Raw genomic sequence first — 15443 nt, forward strand, 5'->3', positions numbered from 1 at the left:
TCCGTCGTCCTCGTCGCTATGGCGCGGCGTCGCCGGCCACCGCAAAGTCGATCGGTTGCTGCGGCCAGCGTTTCAGTGCGGCGTATCCGGCATCGGTCAGGACGTAGATGCCGCGCTCGGCGCGATCGAACCAGCCATAGACATTGTGCAATAGAATTTTTCCGGCATCGGGAATCTCGACCCGCAGGTCTTTCACGCGCCGTGGTCCCGCCGACAGCGCCGAGGCGCAGGCCAGCGCCTGCTGGCGATAGGCCGTCATGATCGGCGCGCGCGTGCTGCCGCCCATCGCTGGATCGCCCTTCCGCCGCCGGTGCTCCGACACCAGCCGCGAGCGCTTTTTGTTGTCGCGGCGCGGGGCGGTAGTGGGCGGCGTGACGATCACCTCGACGTCGCCGGTGTTGGTGACGGCGAGCATGCCGAAGCCGAGCCGGCGGCAGAGATTGCGATAACGCGCGTCGCTTTCGCGGCCCTTGCCGCGCAGGGACAGTTTGGCGGCCAGCCAAACCTCGTCGCAGGCGCCGGCACGATCGACCGCCTGCAGAATCAGTTCGAGATTGAAGGTGAGTTTCAATTCCCCGATCACCACGACCGGCGGATCGTCGTCGCTCAGCGCCACCAGATCGCAGCCGCCGACTTCGCCCTTGACCGTGTAGCCGAGCTTTTCGAGGAAGCGTTTGACAGGCAGATAAAGCGCGGTTTCCAAGATAGCTCCGGTGGCGTAGGGCGACTCAATATCTCCGAGTCTAACCCGGATCGGCCTTGGTGCATGCAGCGGGATTTGATCCTGCCGCGCCAGAACCGCTATCAGCAAACAGAGCATTCGAAGCTGCGGCTGTTGATCCCGGACTGATGGGGGCCTTGCCCGTCTAAACCCGCCCGCTCACCGGCAGCAGCGCGCCGGTGACGGCGGATGCGCCGTCGCTGGCAAGGAACAGGATCACATCGGCGAGTTCTTTCGGCGCCACCCATTTTCCGAAATCGGCTGTCGGCATGCTGGCGCGGTTGGCGGCGGTGTCGATGATCGACGGGAGCACGGCGTTGACGGTGATCCTGCCCTTGTGCTCGGCGGCAAGCGCCTCGGTCATGCGGTGCACGCCGGCCTTGGAGGCGGCGTAGGCGCCCATGCCGGCGCCCGCCTGCAGCGCGCCCATCGCGCCGACATTGATGATCCGGCCGGCGTTGGAGGCGGTGAGAGACGCAATCGCCGCGCGCGAGGCGTTCAACGCCGTCGTGACGTTGAGCGCATACATCCGCGCCCACGTCTTCGGATCGCCATCGGCGACCGTCTCGTACGCAAACCCGCCGGCGATATTGATCAGCGCATCGATCTTGCCGAAATGCGCCGCGACGGCGTCGATTGCCGTTTTGGCCGCAGCCGCGTCGGTCAAATCGACGCTGCCGAGTTCGAGCCGGGTCGGTGTTGCCGGCAATTGCGCCGGCGCATAGTCGATACCGGCCACCCGGGCGCCGCGAGCCAGCGCCTGTTCGGCGACCACCTTGCCGAGCGCGCCCGAAGCGCCGGTAATGACAACGACTTTTCCGTCCATGATGGGTCTCCCGGCCGAATACAGGGAGCGCACACTACCGTCAGGGGAATTTCATTTGCAATGCCGCGGGACTTTGCCTCCAAATACGGGTGTACAAGACTTCATTCCCGCTGAGGATGTTCACATGCCCGATGCGCGACCGTGCGACCAGCATCTCGATCTCTTCAATTTCAAGCCGCTTCCGAATTTTGCGGAGGCACTCAAACACAAACGGAAAGTCAAGGTCGTGGCGGTCGGATCGTCATCGACGGCCGGCGCCGATGGCGTCTTGCCTTATCCTCCCCGGCTGGAAACGTTTCTGCGGCAGGGTTTCTACGGCCGGATGATCGACGTTCTCAACCGCGGGATCGGAGGGCAGGAGGCGCCGGAGGAACTGTCGCGCTTTGAGTCTGACGTCATCGCCGAAGATCCGGCACTTGTCATCTGGCAGGTAGGCACCAACGCGGTCTACCGAAGCCAGGATTATAACCCAGACGAGGTGAAGGCGGCGATCACCGTCGGGCTGGATTTGCTCGCGGGCCGGCCGATCGATGTGGTGCTGATGGATTCGCAATACACCCGCGCGGTCGTGCAGCCACCGGGCAAGCTTGATCTGTCGAACAAGATTACGTCGATGATATCGGACGTCGCCAGGGACAAGGGCGTCAATCTTTTTCGTCGATTCGCCCTGATGCAGCGATGGGTCGACGATAAAATCCCGATCGAGGAACTGGACGATGGCGCTGACACGCAACTTCATACCAGCGATTGGGCGACCAATTGCATTACGCAGGCCCTGACCAGTTCGATCGAACTGGCCGTGAAGGCGGAGGGTGTTACGTAAGACTACGGATTGGGCCCGATCGCTAAAATTTGGCGGAGTTCTGTAAGTCGATCGCAGCGGTCCTTGCCCTATAAGCGGAGTTCATCCCAGGCAGGGGGGCTGCGCCATGAGATATCTACCCGACCACGGTTTACCGCTTGTTCAGCTTAAGGAGCAGCGGCGGGACTTGGTCGTCGCATTGCAAAATCGCAACGGGCCGGTGAACGGCTGGGAATTGATCCAGATCGCCGCGGTCCAGCAGGCGATTTCGGCATTCGAGGACGTTATCGCCGACCTCGACGCCGAGATGGAAGCCGAAGCGGCGGCTTAAAGAGAAGCTCTCCCAAATCAGGCTACGAGGTAGCGCGCCTCGAGTTCGGCGCGCTCGGCCGCGCCAAGCCCGAGGCCATCGCGGAGATAGTTTTCGAGATCGCCATAGTCGGCGTCGATGGCTTCGAACGCGGCGGCCAGAAACGATGTCTGTACCGAGCCGAGCACCTGCTTGACGTCGTCGGGCAGGTCGCTGCTGGCGGAGGGATCCCGCCGGTAGAAGCGATTGGTCAGAAGGTAATCCTCCGAAATCGCCTGGTCCGAAACGCCGAGCGTATGCAGGATCAGCGCGCAGGCGAATCCGGTGCGGTCCTTGCCGGCGGTGCAGTGAATCACCAGCGGCGCGCGATCCTCCAGCAGATGCGCGAACAGCGTCCGAAAGCGCGGCGTGTTTTGCTGCACATAGCTGCGATAGGAATCGCGCATCACCTCGGTCGCGTGAACGGTCGACAGCGGCGTGCCGGTGGCGGCGATGGCGCGCAGGGCCGCGACCACCGTGGGCTCGACCGGCAGCGAATGCACGGTAATCTCGGCCATGCCGCACAGGGCCTCCGCGCGCTCGATGCGGCCGCGAAAATCGAATGCGCTTCGTACCCCGAGGCCGCGCACCACCTCGATGTCACCGTCGGTGAGATGGCCAAGATGGTTGGAGCGGAAGATCTGCCGCCAGCGGACCCGGCGGTCGTTTCTTGCGGGATAGCCGCCGACATCGCGGAAATTGCTGGCGCCGGCGAGATTGAGATGACGGGCAGGGCTGTCTGACATCTGGCTGACCTGGGCAATCCTGTTCGGCGGACAAATGATGGGGACGGCGTATTGGCTTTCCGCAATCTGGTCTATACTGAGCCCGTTGGGGGAAGGACATGAATAATCGCAAGATCGCCGTTTTCGGGGCGGCTTTTTTTCTTGGCACGATTGGCGCATCGGCCGCGTTCGCCCAGACCTTTCAGAATTATCGCTGCGCGGACGGGACGCAATTCATCGTCGGATTTTTCGAATATGATTCACGCGCCCATCTGCAGCTCGACGGCAGGGCGGTGACGCTTGGCAAACGTCTTGCTTTTTCCGGCTCGCGCTATTCGGGAAGCGGCGTGACCTTGAAGATGACCAAGGCCGGCATTACCACGCTCAAGCACGCCAAACGGCCGGTAACGGCGTGCGAGCTGACATGAAAAAGGGCCGAAACGTTTTCGTTCCGACCCTTTCTTACTCTCCGAACCGCGCCTGAAGCTTCGAGCGCGTCGCTACCGAACTTATGGCCGGCATCAGTGGTCTCGCCCGGGCTTGGATTCGTCGATGGCTGCCTGGTGGTACCAGCTGCCGCTGCACGCGGAGTCGCCGGCCTGTGCCGAAGCAACATCCGTGGTCTCGCCGTAGCGACGTCCCCCGAGAGCCGCGCGGCCCCCGGCGGGGAATTGATAGATCTTGGCAGTTCCTTGATTCAAACTCGAATTCATCATCCCATTTCTCCTTCTGACGGAACGCGAACCCTGATGGTGCGCCCGACTCGTTCTCTTGTGGTTACTAAACGCGATATCGTCCGTACCCTCCGCGGATGCAAGATGACCAAAAGAGAACCATATAATGGCTAAAAGGTAGGCAATTCTGGTTTTGCTTCGTGTGAGGCAATGGGCAGATGACTAACGCTTGAGCCGACAACAAGGTTGCCGGCAAAGGGCGACCTGCTTGACGGTTGTTGCGGTGACCTGCCGCGGCTTTAATCGCGTGGCGGTGTCGGGAGCGAAACTGCCGGAGAATCGGGCTCGGGAGGGGCTGTCGGAGCGAATTTTGGCCGCTGGACACGCGTGCCAACCGCGCTTCTATGTCGCAGCAAAAAAGTGCTCGGGCGCGCTGGACATCGAGGAAACGGCGGCTGCCGCAGTGCAGCGATTGGCACTTTAATTGCTTGGTAAGAATCGGCCGATGGTGGCCGGGTACGCGTGCGGCGACCGATTGGCTTTCGGCACCTCACGTTTTTGCATCATCAACAGAGAGGCTCAATGACGAAATACAAGCTCGAGTATATCTGGCTCGATGGATATACGCCGACACCGAACCTGCGCGGCAAGACGCAGATCAAGGAATTCGATGCGTTCCCGACGTTGGAGCAGCTGCCGCTGTGGGGCTTCGATGGAAGTTCAACCATGCAGGCCGAAGGACATAGCTCCGACTGCGTGCTGAAGCCGGTCGCTGTTTATCCGGACGGCGCGCGCACGAACGGCGCGCTGGTAATGTGCGAAGTCATGATGCCCGACGGCAAGACCCCGCACCCCTCGAACAAGCGCGCCACCATCCTCGACGACGAAGGCGCCTGGTTCGGCTATGAGCAGGAATATTTCTTCTACAAGGACGGCCGCCCGCTCGGCTTCCCAGCCTCTGGCTATCCCGCGCCGCAGGGTCCGTACTACACCGGCGTCGGCTACAAGAACGTCGGCGATATTGCCCGCAAGATGGTGGAAGAGCATCTCGATCTCTGTCTCGCCGCCGGTATCAACCATGAAGGCATCAATGCCGAAGTGGCGAAGGGCCAGTGGGAATTCCAGATCTTCGGCAAGGGCTCCAAGAAAGCCGCTGACGAAATGTGGATGGCCCGCTACCTGATGTTGCGTCTGACCGAGAAGTACGGCGTCGACATCGAATTCCACTGCAAGCCGCTCGGCGATACTGACTGGAACGGCTCCGGCATGCACGCCAACTTCTCCACCACCTATATGCGGGAAGTCGGCGGCAAGGAATATTTCGAGAAGCTGATGGAAGCCTTCAAGACCAACCGCGCCGATCACATCGCGGTCTATGGTCCGGACAACCACATGCGCCTCACCGGCAAGCACGAGACGGCGTCGATCGACACCTTCAGCTACGGCATTGCCGACCGCGGCGCCTCGATCCGCGTTCCGCATTCCTTCGCCAACAACGGCTACAAGGGCTATCTGGAAGACCGCCGCCCGAACTCGCAAGGCGACCCCTACCAGATCGCTTCGCAGATCCTGAAGACGATCGCTTCGGTTCCGACCGGCGCGAAGGCTGCCGCAGCCTAAACATTTCGGCATAGGGCCTCGGTGGGGGCGCCCGGGCTGCAACCTGATCCGTCAAGGCAAAACCGCCTTGACGGATCATTGCGTTTTGATGACGGCGCTTCGAAGATGCGGCGTCAAGGCCGTTCCCCTGCGTTATGAACCGCGCTAGATAGCGGGTCACGCGCTTGCCGGGGACACGGCTATTGTTTGAGGGTTTCTACAAGGTCAGGTTTCAGCTCAACGATACGGTCGGCCGTAGCGTGATGTATGCGCGCGACGGCAAGATGCTCGGCGGCAATTCGGCCTTTGCCCACATCGGCACCTACGAAAAAATCGGCGACGAGATCGCCATCGAGATCAAGACCGTTCGCCATAATCCGGACCCGAATTATCGGGCGATGGCCGGCACCGACGATGCGACGCTGCTGGCGCGGGGCAGGCCGGACGGCGACCTCTATCGCTTCGATGGCCGCCTCAAGGAATTGCCGGGCGCGGTGTTCAGCTCGGTCATGACGCCGATCGAGGAAGAGGCGATACCGATTGCCGGCGGCGTCGGCGAGGGTGGCATCGTCAACGGCCTCTATTCCATTCACATCCGGATGCTGGACGGCGTCGATGGCGGCCTGACCGGCGTGATGCTGCTCAATGACGGCCGCATCCTCGGCGGCGACGCGTCGTTCTATTATCTCGGCACCTACACCTCGGCGAACGGACGCTGGAAGGGACAGATCCTCAACCAGGAGCATACCCCGGCCAGGGGCGAGAACCCCGTGTTCGGCGGCCATGAGGTCGGCATCGGCTTTGCCGGCACTTGCGACGACGAGGGAGCGCTGCTGGATGCCACCGCGCTGGCCGGCAAGCGCAGCCTTCGGCTGACCGCCGTCCTGAAACTGATGCGCCGGGTCTGATCGCAAATGGATAATGCCATACGCGTGCTCTCGACGCTCGCCCTGAGGGGCGCAGTGCACGGCCTGGCCGGACGCCATGAAGTGGCCGGCGGCGGGCGCATCGATGCCGATTTCGCGCCGACCCTGGCGTTGCTCGATCGGCTGCGCGGCGGCGAGGGGGCCGACGTGGTCATTCTGACCCGCGAGGGGCTCTCGGAACTCGCGGGCGCGGGCTGCGTCGTGACGGATAGTTGCGTTGACCTGGCGCGTTCCTATGTCGGCGTTGCCGTGAGGGCAGGCGCAGCCCATCCCGATATCGCAACCGAAGCTGCGCTGCGCGCGGCGCTGCTCGGCGCCCGTTCAGTGGCGTATTCGCGGATCGGCGCCAGCGGCATCCTGTTCGCGCAATTGATCGAACAATTGGGCATTGCCGCCGAGATCAACGCCCGCGCCGTGATTATTCCGTCGGGCTTTACTGCGGAAAGGCTCGTTGGCGGCGAGGCGGACCTTGCCGTCCAGCAGATCAGCGAATTGAAGCAGGTCAGCGGTGTCGAAGTCATCGGACCGATCCCGCACGAGCTGCAAACACCGGCGGTGTTTTCGGCCGGCCGCATGGCGGCTTCGCAGAAGGCCGATCAGGCCGACCGGCTGCTGCATTATCTGGCTTCGCCGGAGGTCGCCCCGGTGCTGCGCGGTTGCGGGCTCAAGCCTTGAATTTGCCGGCTCTTCGACGCAACCTGCCGGGCATGTCCAGACGGATTTGCTCCTTTACGGTCGTTGCGATCGTCGCCATGACGACGCCGGCGCCGGCCTACGCGCAATCGGCGGACCTCGTTCTGTGCGACCGCGTTGCGGCCGATCCATCCGATCCCGACAAGCCGGCCGACGTGAAGGGCGTGCCCGATATCGCCGCCTCCGACATCGCGACCGCGATCAAATATTGCAAAAACGCCGCCAATGGACCGCGCCGGGCGATGTACCAGCTTGGCCGCGCCTACGCCGTGAACCGGCAAATGCCGGAAGCGATCGCCGCCTGGCGCAAGGCCTCGGACAAGGGATCCACTTCGGCGATGGTCGAACTCGGCGTGCTCTATGGCACCGGTGCCGGCGTTGCGCGCGACGAAGCGCAGGCGAGAAAACTGTTCGAACGCGCGGCCGAAGCCGGCAATCCCCGCGGCGTCAGCAATCTCGCCGCCCTTGGCGGCGGCGCCGGCGCGACCGCCGATCCCGCGCGCGCCCGTGAATTGCTGTCGAAGGCCGCCGAGACCAATGCCGAGGCGCAGTATCAGCTCGGCATGATGCTGGCGGAGGGCAATGGCGGATCCAGGGACGATGCCGCCGCGCGGGCGCTGTTTGAAAAGGCGGCGGCGCAAAATCACCCCGGCGCGCTGGAGCGGATGGGGGCGTTTTCACAGGAAGGCCGTGGCGGACCGAAGGATTCCGATGCCGCCAAGGCCTATTACCAGCGCGCCGCCGCGCTCGGCGACGAAGACGCCAAGAAGGCGCTGGAGCGGATGCGATGTCCGTACGCGATCAAGGACAAGCGCGGCAATGTGGTGACGAATTTGTGCTTCTAGGCCGCGCACGCGGCCGTCCTACTTCATGTAATAGCCGATGTAGTATTTCGCTTTCTGGTAGGTCCGTTGCAAGTAGCCGGGATTTTTCCTTGCGGCGAGTTCGACCGCGCGCTCGATCCGTTCGCCAAAATCGCCGTGCGCTTCCTCATAATATCTGAAGCAGTCGTCGTCGAACTTCACCGCGGCAATGATCGCGGTCTTGACATCAGCGTCGCTGGCCGTGGGATGCGCGCGTTTCAGCCGGCCGAAGGTCCGTCCATCCTCGGCATGATCGTGGTCGTGTTTCATCTTTGCCATGATCTCCGCCATCGGCCGCGCGGCGGCAGCGGCGTGCTCTTCGGCTGTCATCGGCTGACCCTCGAGCGTATCCAGCCGCGGACTCTGCCGCCACAGCGCGTAAGCCGCGTCTTTCAGCGGCAGCCGAGCGGCTTCGGCTAAAATCTTCTCCACTTCCGTCATCGCGCTGTTGGATATCGATGCGAACATGGACCTTGGTCGATCGTGCGGGCTCGCGGGTTCGAACCCGGTTGCGCGAAAATTAGTTGAGTCCAGGGAACGAGGTCGTGTCGTTCAGGTTGACCCGACAGGAAGGTCAGGCGAGGCAGGTCTCATGATCCGCAAACTGCAGTCCGGTGAATACCGGCTCTATTCCCGGAAAGTAAATCCGAAGACCGGCAAACGGCGTAATCTCGGCACTTTCAAGTCACGCGCGGCCGCCGAAAAGCACGAACGCGCTGTGCAATATTTCAAACGGCACTAGCGCCGGTGGCAAACCGTTCGTTGCCCGCATCCGAACACATCCGAGTGAGCATTATCCTCTAAGATTGATAAATTTATAAAATACACGCTTGACGATTGCGACGTTACGGTATTCTCCTAACCGCAGGAGGGCACCGATATGAAAAATGCTGTGCTGGCGGTATTCACGTTCATCGCAATGCTGGGTGCGAGTGCGCCACTCCGGGCGGCCACGGTGCATCCGTTCGAGGCGCCTCCAACGTTGAGCGAACCTGGCCCGCGGCTGGCGCCGCAGGCGCTGGGCGCGCCCGCTCCCTGCAATCCGCAGGGGTCGATGTCACGGAACGGCTCGATCGTGTCGGTGGAGCTCGATTTCGTGCTCGCGCAGTTCAAGATCAACAACCCCGATCCGACCGATCCGCAGCCGAATGGAGAAGATCCCGTCCAGTTGCGCTCCTATGGCGGATGCAAGTCCGGTCCGGTGATCGATGTCAGGCCTGGTGACACCTTGCGGGTCGATTTGAAGAACGGGACCGACAAGAGCGACCCAAGCTGCTGGGACAGTCCGCCGACAGGATTAAGCCTGCCGTTCGGAGTCGGCTGCTTCAACACCACCAATCTGCATACCCATGGCCTGCACGTCTCCCCGGCAGGCAATAGTGACAATGTGCTGCTGAATATCGCTCCGCAATCGCGGTTCCCCTATGAAATCAACATTCCCGCGGATCATCCCGCCGGCACGTTCTGGTACCATGCGCACCGCCATGGTTCGACCGCCGTCAACGTTGCGAGCGGAGCCTCCGGCGTTATCCTGATACGCGGCAATCGGCCGTATGCGCCGCCAACCCCGGCTGACCCGCATCCGATCGCGGATATCGATACCGTGCTTCACACCGCCGCCGGCGTCCCGCTGACCGAGCAGGTATTTCTGTTCCAGCAAATCGCCTATGCCTGTTTCGCGGTTCAGAAAAACGATCAGGGCGGCCCTTGGCAGCAGCTTTACACCACGGCGGGTCTCTATAACGTCAACAGCTCCGGTGCGTCGACGTCTGCGCCCTGGGTCTGTCCCTTGTCGACACCGCAAAATCAGGTCAGTCCCGGCGCCGTTGAAAATTTCGCGTTGCAGCTGGACTCGGCGACCATCTGGGACACCAACGGACGCTTCACCAGCATCAACGGCGTCGTCCAGCCGACGATCACATTGCCCGCAGGGCAGATTCAACGCTGGCGGTTCGTCCATGCCGGCATCCATGAGACCATCAATCTGCAGGTGGTGCGCGCGAGTCCGGTTGGAGCAACCAATCTCATTGCCGCGTCCGCGCTCAGCGGCAATCGTCTGCAGCAAAAGGCCGACCTGCTGACCGCGTGCAACGCGACGGCGGGGACGCTGATACCGCAGTTCGAGATTGCCACCGACGGATTGACGCGGGCGAAGCTGCGCGAGATTCGTGCGCAGCCGGCGGGAGGAGGTCTGCTCGAGTCGAATTACCTTCAGCCGGGATACCGCAGCGACATCCTGGTCGCGTTCCCGTCCGAAGGCGATTATTGCCTGCTCGATCAGGCAGCCCCGCCGGCGCAGAGGGTCATCAACGGCAGCGGCCATGGCGGGCAGGGACCTTCAAACCCGCAGCTCCTGGCTTACGTCCACGTCAGGGGAGGGCAGGCGGTGACGGTCAACCTGAAGGATTATGTCGAGCAGGCGCTGTTTGACGCCAATCCGCAGCTTCCCCCCGCCATTCGCGACGGATTGCGTGCAGGCGATCTGCGGCCTTGGGCACCTTTCGAAGATCTGCCACCGGCGACAAATCCCGACGTTCAACAAGCCGCGTTTTCCATCAGCTTTACGCAGGATCAGGGCCTGCACTTCCAGGTCAACGGCAAATCCTACGATCCGGATGTCGTCAATATCACGCGGCAGGTCAACACGTCGGATGACTGGCTGCTGACGGCGCAGGGCGAGCCGCACATTTTCCACATCCACGTCAACCCGTTCCAGGTCATCGACGTGACCACGCCGAATGCGAGCGGCCAGCAAGTGTCCATTTTCGACAAGGACGGCAATTGCAACGCGGTGGCTGGCGGCGACCAGGGCCAATTGGCCAGCCAATATTGCGGGATGTATCACACCTTCCGCGATACGATCTTTGTCGAGAACAATTATCAGGTCCACATCAGGACCCGATACGACCGATACATCGGCGAGTATGTCCTGCATTGCCACATCCTCGACCACGAGGACAGCGGCATGATGCTCAACATCGCCATCGTTCCCGATCTGAGTGCAGCGGGCGGTGGACTGGGCATGGTGATGAAACACAATGCGTCAGCGACGCCGTCGATGACGATGCCGATGCAGATGCCGATGAAGCATTAGCTCGGTTCGACGGCTTATTTGCCGAAAGGAGCCGGCGCCGGAGGCGCCGGTCAAGCGTGTAAATCCGGCTTGGGGGCACCCGGCGCTGAGGGGGTGTGGCGGGTGCGATGGGGTTGCGGAATGGTTCCCCCGTGATGGTTCGGGCTTTCGCTGCGACGCAACATGGATTAAGAGCGGCCGCAAGCTCTTAATCCATTCAGGCCCCCATGATCCGTCTCGATAACGTCAGCAAGCAAGTCGGCCACCAGATTCTCTTCATCGAAGCCTCCGCGGCACTCCAGAAGGGCGAAAAGATCGGCCTCGTCGGTCCCAACGGGGCCGGCAAAACCACGCTTTTTCGGATGATCTCGGGCCAGGAACAACCCGACGAGGGCCAGGTCGCGCTCGATCGGGGCATCACGATCGGCTATTTCAGCCAGGATGTCGGCGAGATGTCCGGCCGCAGCGCGGTGGCCGAGGTGATGGACGGCGCCGGCCCCGTCAGCCTCGTCGCAGCCGAGCTGAAAGAGCTCGAGGCGGCGATGGCCGATCCGGACCGCGCCGACGACATGGAAGATATCATCGCGCGCTACGGCGAAGTGCAGGGGCGTTTCGAGGAACTCGACGGCTACGCCCTGGACGGAAGGGCGCGCGAGGCGCTGTCGGGTCTGGGTTTCAGCGAGGAGATGATGGAGGGCGACGTCGGCGCGCTGTCGGGCGGCTGGAAGATGCGCGTGGCGCTGGCGCGCATCCTCCTGATGCGTCCCGACGTCATGCTGCTGGACGAGCCGAGCAACCATCTCGATCTCGAGAGCCTGATCTGGCTGGAGCAGTTCTTGCGGGGCTATGAGGGCGCGCTGCTGATGACCTCGCACGACCGCGAATTCATCAATCGCATCATCAACAAGGTCGTCGAGATCGACGGCGGCACGCTGACGACCTATTCCGGCAATTACGAATTCTACGAGGCGCAGCGCGCGCTGAACGAAAAGCAGCAGCAGGCCCAGTTCGAGCGCCAGCAGGCGATGCTCGCCAAGGAAATCAAGTTCATCGAGCGCTTCAAGGCGCGGGCCTCGCATGCCGCCCAGGTGCAGAGCCGGGTCAAGAAGCTCGACAAGATCGAGCGCGTCGAACCGCCGAAGCGCCGCCAGACCGTGGCGTTCGATTTTCTGCCGGCGCCGCGCTCCGGCGAGGACGTCGTCAGCCTCAAAAACGTCCACAAGGGCTACGGCTCCAGAAGCATCTATGAGGGGCTGGACTTCATGATCCGCCGCAGGGAGCGCTGGTGCGTGATGGGCATCAACGGCGCCGGCAAGTCGACGCTGCTGAAGCTGGTGGCGGGCTCGACCGAGCCGGACGACGGAACGGTGGCGGTCGGCGGCAGCGTGAAGATGGGTTACTTTGCGCAGCACGCGATGGATCTTTTGGACGGCGAGCGCACCGTGTTCCAGTGGCTGGAGGATTCGTTTCCGCAGGCCGGCCAAGGCTCGCTGCGCGCGCTGGCCGGCTGCTTCGGCTTTTCCGGCGACGACGTCGAGAAGAAATGCCGGGTGCTGTCGGGCGGCGAGAAGGCGCGGCTGGTCATGGCGCAGATGCTGTTCGATCCGCCGAACTTTCTGGTGCTCGACGAGCCCACCAACCATCTCGATCTCGCGACCAAGGAAATGCTGATCACGGCGCTGTCGGAATACGAGGGCACCATGCTGTTCGTCTCCCACGACCGGCATTTTCTGGCCGCACTCTCCAACCGCGTGCTGGAGCTGACGCCGGAGGGCCCGCATCAATACGGCGGCGGCTATTCGGAATATGTCGCGCGCACCGGGCAGGAGGCGCCGGGCTTGCGGAGCTGAAGCGCTGTGAGCCCGTAGCCGGGATGGAGCGAAGCGCGATCCCGGCTACGAACATTTCGCATTGCTGTCCCTGGCTTGACGCCCCGATGTCGCCCGCTACGCTGCCGCAAAAAGCGAGAGCGAAACGAAAAAAATGAAACAGATCAGGATCGGCGACATCACCATCGACGCGGTGATCGAGCGCGAGGGGCCGTGGCGGCGGCCGCAGGATTTCTTCCCGGCCTATGACGAGGCCGTTTTCAAGCATCATTTGCCGGGCATGGAGCCGGAGGTGTTCGACACCGCGCTCGGCATGATGGTCATCACCTACCAGACCTTCGTGGTCCGCACGCCGCGCTACACCATCCTTGTCGACACCTGTACCGGCGAGGACAAGGGCCATCCGCCGCCGTTCGATTTTCCAGGCAAGGAGCGCTGGCGCAACGAGCTGTTCGCGCTCGGCATCGGCTACGAGCAGGTCGACTATGTGTTCTGCACCCATCTTCATATCGACCATACCGGCTGGAACACGACGCTGCGCGACGGCCGCTGGGTGCCGACATTCCCGAATGCGAAATATGTGTTTCACAAAAGGGAATATGCGGTGTGGGAAGCGGAATATGCCAAGGGCGCCAATCCGCCCGGCAAGGTTTTCCGCGACAATTGTCTGCCGATCGTGGAAGCGGGGCAGGCGCTGCTGGTCGATGACGATTACGCGCTCGACGACACCGTCACGCTGACGCCGACGCCGGGGCACTCGCCCTGCCATTGCTGCGTCAACATTTTCTCGCGCGGCAAGCGCGCGGTGGTGGCCGGCGACCTCATGCATCACGTGATCCAGTGCCGCGAACCTGACTGGTCGGCGAAGCCGGACTGGGATGCAAAGCAGTCAGCAGTGTCGCGCCGCAAATTTTTTGCTTCCGTGGTGGGCACCGATACGCTGATCCTGCCGATCCATTTCCCGACACCGACCGTGGGCCTGATCACCGCGGACGGCGATCGCTTCAACTATCGGTTCAAGCGGGAGTAGCTGACGCTCGATCGCGTGGCGAGGGAAACGTCATCTGTTTAGCGCGACGTCCCTGAACGCCTCGACAAGTGGTCGCTCGAGCTTGCCTTTCATGTTCTGAAGGATTTCGTAAGCCTTTTCCCTCGGCATAGCCGGCCTGTAGGTTCGCAGCTCGATCAATGCCGCGAAGATGTCGGAAATGGTCAATATTCGCACGATATCCGCGATGCTTTCGGCGCAAAGCGCGTCGGGATAGCCGCTGCCGTCGAGGTATTCGTGGTGATGGCGGACTGCATCGAGAATTTCCGGGGAAACACCTGCAGTCCCCATCAGCGCCTCATATCCCGCCGCAGGGTGAGTTTCGATCAGCGCGCGTTCCCGATCGTCGAGACGCCCGGGCTTGTCCAGAACGTCGAGCGGAATTCTTGCCTTGCCGATGTCATGAAACATCGCAGCTGAATACAATCGTTCCACGTCAGCCTTTGCCATGCCGAGGCTCAATCCAAAGTCGACGGCTACTCCCGTCACCAGAAGGCAGTGCTGATAAGTCCCCTCATGATGACGGCGGACCGTTGTGAGCCAATTGGACAGGCCATCTTCGGCAATACTGTCGGCGATCTTGCTGCCGGCGTTTTTCGCGCCCCTGACATCGACCGGGGCGCCGCTTAATACGGCCGAGAACATCGAGGCGATGCTGGCGGCGCCGGCCGATGCCGCCTCCTGTCCGATCAACCCGATCTCGTCCCGGGTTGTCGCAATGGCGTCGCCATCGGCGAGCTTCGCCAGCAATTGCGCTTGGCTGACGGGGTTTCTGAGGACGTGCGTCGCCCCCAGTGCATAGGCCTGGACGACCGACAGACGTCCCTTTCGATCGGTCAGAAAAATTCGCTTGGTTACGTGTTTTAGTTTTCCGGATACCGCTTTCAACGCTGAAATATTCTCAACCTTGCCCAGATCGGCAGCAACAACGACGGCGTCGATGCCATTGTGACGCAGGCTCGCTCCACCGAGCAATTCCGACGTTACGGCATGCTGCTGATCGAGCATCCTGGACAGCGCGGAAAGCCTGTCACGCGTATCAGCTATGACGTGAACGGACATAACAATTGGTCCCGATGTCTGGTCGCGGTCTGTCCGCGCTGTGGCTTGCGTGGTCGCCTGGGCTTCCTTGCGTAAGAAAATGTTCGAGATCGGCGCAAATGTTGAGCGCCGTGTCTTCGCTGAGTTCGAATTTCACCACCGAATCGAAGGTATCAATCTCGACAATTCCGCGCAGCGGTTCTGTCGAAACGGTCAATATGGAAAAGTTGGTGATCTTGCGTAGACCGCGCATCAAGTAAGTCCTTTCTCTTCA

General features: G+C 62.0%; 18 protein-coding genes. 11 read left to right on the forward strand and 7 right to left on the reverse strand.

From position 1 onward, the window contains the following. Window positions 1-16: 16 nt before the first annotated feature. Window positions 17-703 carry a DUF2161 domain-containing phosphodiesterase gene (locus V1289_RS43195; protein ID WP_334405613.1) on the reverse strand — a complete coding sequence of 229 codons (687 nt, stop codon included), beginning with the start codon at window positions 701-703 and terminating at the stop codon, window positions 17-19. 163 nt (window positions 704-866) lie between these two features. After that, window positions 867-1547: a 3-oxoacyl-ACP reductase FabG gene (gene fabG, locus V1289_RS43200; RefSeq protein WP_334405614.1), complete on the reverse strand. Its 681-nt coding sequence runs from the start codon at window positions 1545-1547 to the stop codon at window positions 867-869. 124 nt (window positions 1548-1671) lie between these two features. Between fabG and V1289_RS43205 the strand changes: the two genes are divergently transcribed. Both V1289_RS43205 and V1289_RS43210 read left to right on the forward strand, forming a co-directional pair. Beyond that, window positions 1672-2370, forward strand: a complete 699-nt coding sequence (locus V1289_RS43205) for an SGNH/GDSL hydrolase family protein (protein WP_334405616.1) — start codon at window positions 1672-1674, stop codon at window positions 2368-2370. Window positions 2371-2476: 106 nt separating this feature from the next. Next, window positions 2477-2680: a hypothetical protein gene (locus tag V1289_RS43210; RefSeq protein WP_074277330.1), complete on the forward strand. Its 204-nt coding sequence runs from the start codon at window positions 2477-2479 to the stop codon at window positions 2678-2680. Window positions 2681-2697: 17 nt separating this feature from the next. On the opposite strand, the gene V1289_RS43215 is transcribed toward V1289_RS43210, so the two are convergent. Further along, window positions 2698-3444, reverse strand: coding sequence for a tyrosine-protein phosphatase (locus tag V1289_RS43215; RefSeq protein WP_334405618.1), 747 nt, complete (start codon window positions 3442-3444; stop codon window positions 2698-2700). A gap of 98 nt (window positions 3445-3542) precedes the next feature. Between V1289_RS43215 and V1289_RS43220 the strand changes: the two genes are divergently transcribed. Further along, window positions 3543-3851 (forward strand): MliC family protein, encoded by a 309-nt coding sequence (locus V1289_RS43220; RefSeq protein ID WP_334405620.1) that lies wholly within the window; start codon window positions 3543-3545, stop codon window positions 3849-3851. A 93-nt stretch (window positions 3852-3944) separates the two neighbouring features. Here the strand turns inward: V1289_RS43220 and V1289_RS43225 are convergent, their stop codons facing one another. After that, the gene (locus tag V1289_RS43225; protein WP_334405622.1) at window positions 3945-4139 is read right to left on the reverse strand and encodes a DUF2735 domain-containing protein; all 195 of its coding nucleotides are present in this window, start codon (window positions 4137-4139) and stop codon (window positions 3945-3947) included. A gap of 540 nt (window positions 4140-4679) precedes the next feature. Here V1289_RS43225 and V1289_RS43230 point away from each other — a divergent pair. The 4 genes from V1289_RS43230 to V1289_RS43245 all read left to right on the forward strand — a co-directional run bounded on the left by V1289_RS43230 (window position 4680) and on the right by V1289_RS43245 (window position 8160). Then, window positions 4680-5717, forward strand: a complete 1038-nt coding sequence (locus V1289_RS43230; protein WP_309184476.1) for a glutamine synthetase beta-grasp domain-containing protein — start codon at window positions 4680-4682, stop codon at window positions 5715-5717. Between the two features lie 182 nt (window positions 5718-5899). Then, entirely contained in the window at window positions 5900-6604 is a 705-nt protein-coding gene (locus V1289_RS43235; RefSeq protein ID WP_309184477.1) for a GrlR family regulatory protein, read from the forward strand. Window positions 6605-6610: 6 nt separating this feature from the next. After that, the gene (locus V1289_RS43240; protein ID WP_334405625.1) at window positions 6611-7297 is read left to right on the forward strand and encodes a substrate-binding domain-containing protein; all 687 of its coding nucleotides are present in this window, start codon (window positions 6611-6613) and stop codon (window positions 7295-7297) included. Between the two features lie 32 nt (window positions 7298-7329). After that, on the forward strand, window positions 7330-8160 hold the full coding sequence (locus V1289_RS43245; protein ID WP_442896136.1) for a tetratricopeptide repeat protein: 831 nt from the start codon (window positions 7330-7332) through the stop codon (window positions 8158-8160). Between the two features lie 18 nt (window positions 8161-8178). Here V1289_RS43245 and V1289_RS43250 read toward each other — a convergent pair whose 3' ends face one another. Further along, window positions 8179-8646 (reverse strand): hypothetical protein, encoded by a 468-nt coding sequence (locus V1289_RS43250; protein WP_334405628.1) that lies wholly within the window; start codon window positions 8644-8646, stop codon window positions 8179-8181. 124 nt (window positions 8647-8770) lie between these two features. On the opposite strand from V1289_RS43250, the gene V1289_RS43255 reads away from it, so the two are divergent. The 4 genes from V1289_RS43255 to V1289_RS43270 all read left to right on the forward strand — a co-directional run bounded on the left by V1289_RS43255 (window position 8771) and on the right by V1289_RS43270 (window position 14110). Further along, window positions 8771-8920 (forward strand): hypothetical protein, encoded by a 150-nt coding sequence (locus tag V1289_RS43255; protein WP_091976305.1) that lies wholly within the window; start codon window positions 8771-8773, stop codon window positions 8918-8920. 138 nt (window positions 8921-9058) lie between these two features. Beyond that, entirely contained in the window at window positions 9059-11272 is a 2214-nt protein-coding gene (locus V1289_RS43260; RefSeq protein WP_334405631.1) for a multicopper oxidase family protein, read from the forward strand. Between the two features lie 206 nt (window positions 11273-11478). Then, window positions 11479-13101 (forward strand): ABC-F family ATP-binding cassette domain-containing protein, encoded by a 1623-nt coding sequence (locus V1289_RS43265; RefSeq protein ID WP_334405633.1) that lies wholly within the window; start codon window positions 11479-11481, stop codon window positions 13099-13101. 133 nt (window positions 13102-13234) lie between these two features. Further along, the gene (locus V1289_RS43270) at window positions 13235-14110 is read left to right on the forward strand and encodes an MBL fold metallo-hydrolase (RefSeq protein ID WP_334405635.1); all 876 of its coding nucleotides are present in this window, start codon (window positions 13235-13237) and stop codon (window positions 14108-14110) included. Window positions 14111-14140: 30 nt separating this feature from the next. Here the strand turns inward: V1289_RS43270 and V1289_RS43275 are convergent, their stop codons facing one another. Both V1289_RS43275 and V1289_RS43280 read right to left on the reverse strand, forming a co-directional pair. Further along, window positions 14141-15190: an HD-GYP domain-containing protein gene (locus tag V1289_RS43275; RefSeq protein ID WP_334405637.1), complete on the reverse strand. Its 1050-nt coding sequence runs from the start codon at window positions 15188-15190 to the stop codon at window positions 14141-14143. Then, a complete protein-coding gene (locus V1289_RS43280) occupies window positions 15168-15422 on the reverse strand; it encodes a hypothetical protein (protein ID WP_334405639.1) in 255 nt (84 codons plus the stop codon). Before V1289_RS43280 ends, V1289_RS43275 begins: the two co-directional genes overlap by 23 nt. Window positions 15423-15443: the final 21 nt, after the last annotated feature.

This window comes from Bradyrhizobium sp. AZCC 2289 (assembly GCF_036924615.1).
Classification (GTDB): Bacteria; Pseudomonadota; Alphaproteobacteria; order Rhizobiales; family Xanthobacteraceae; genus Bradyrhizobium.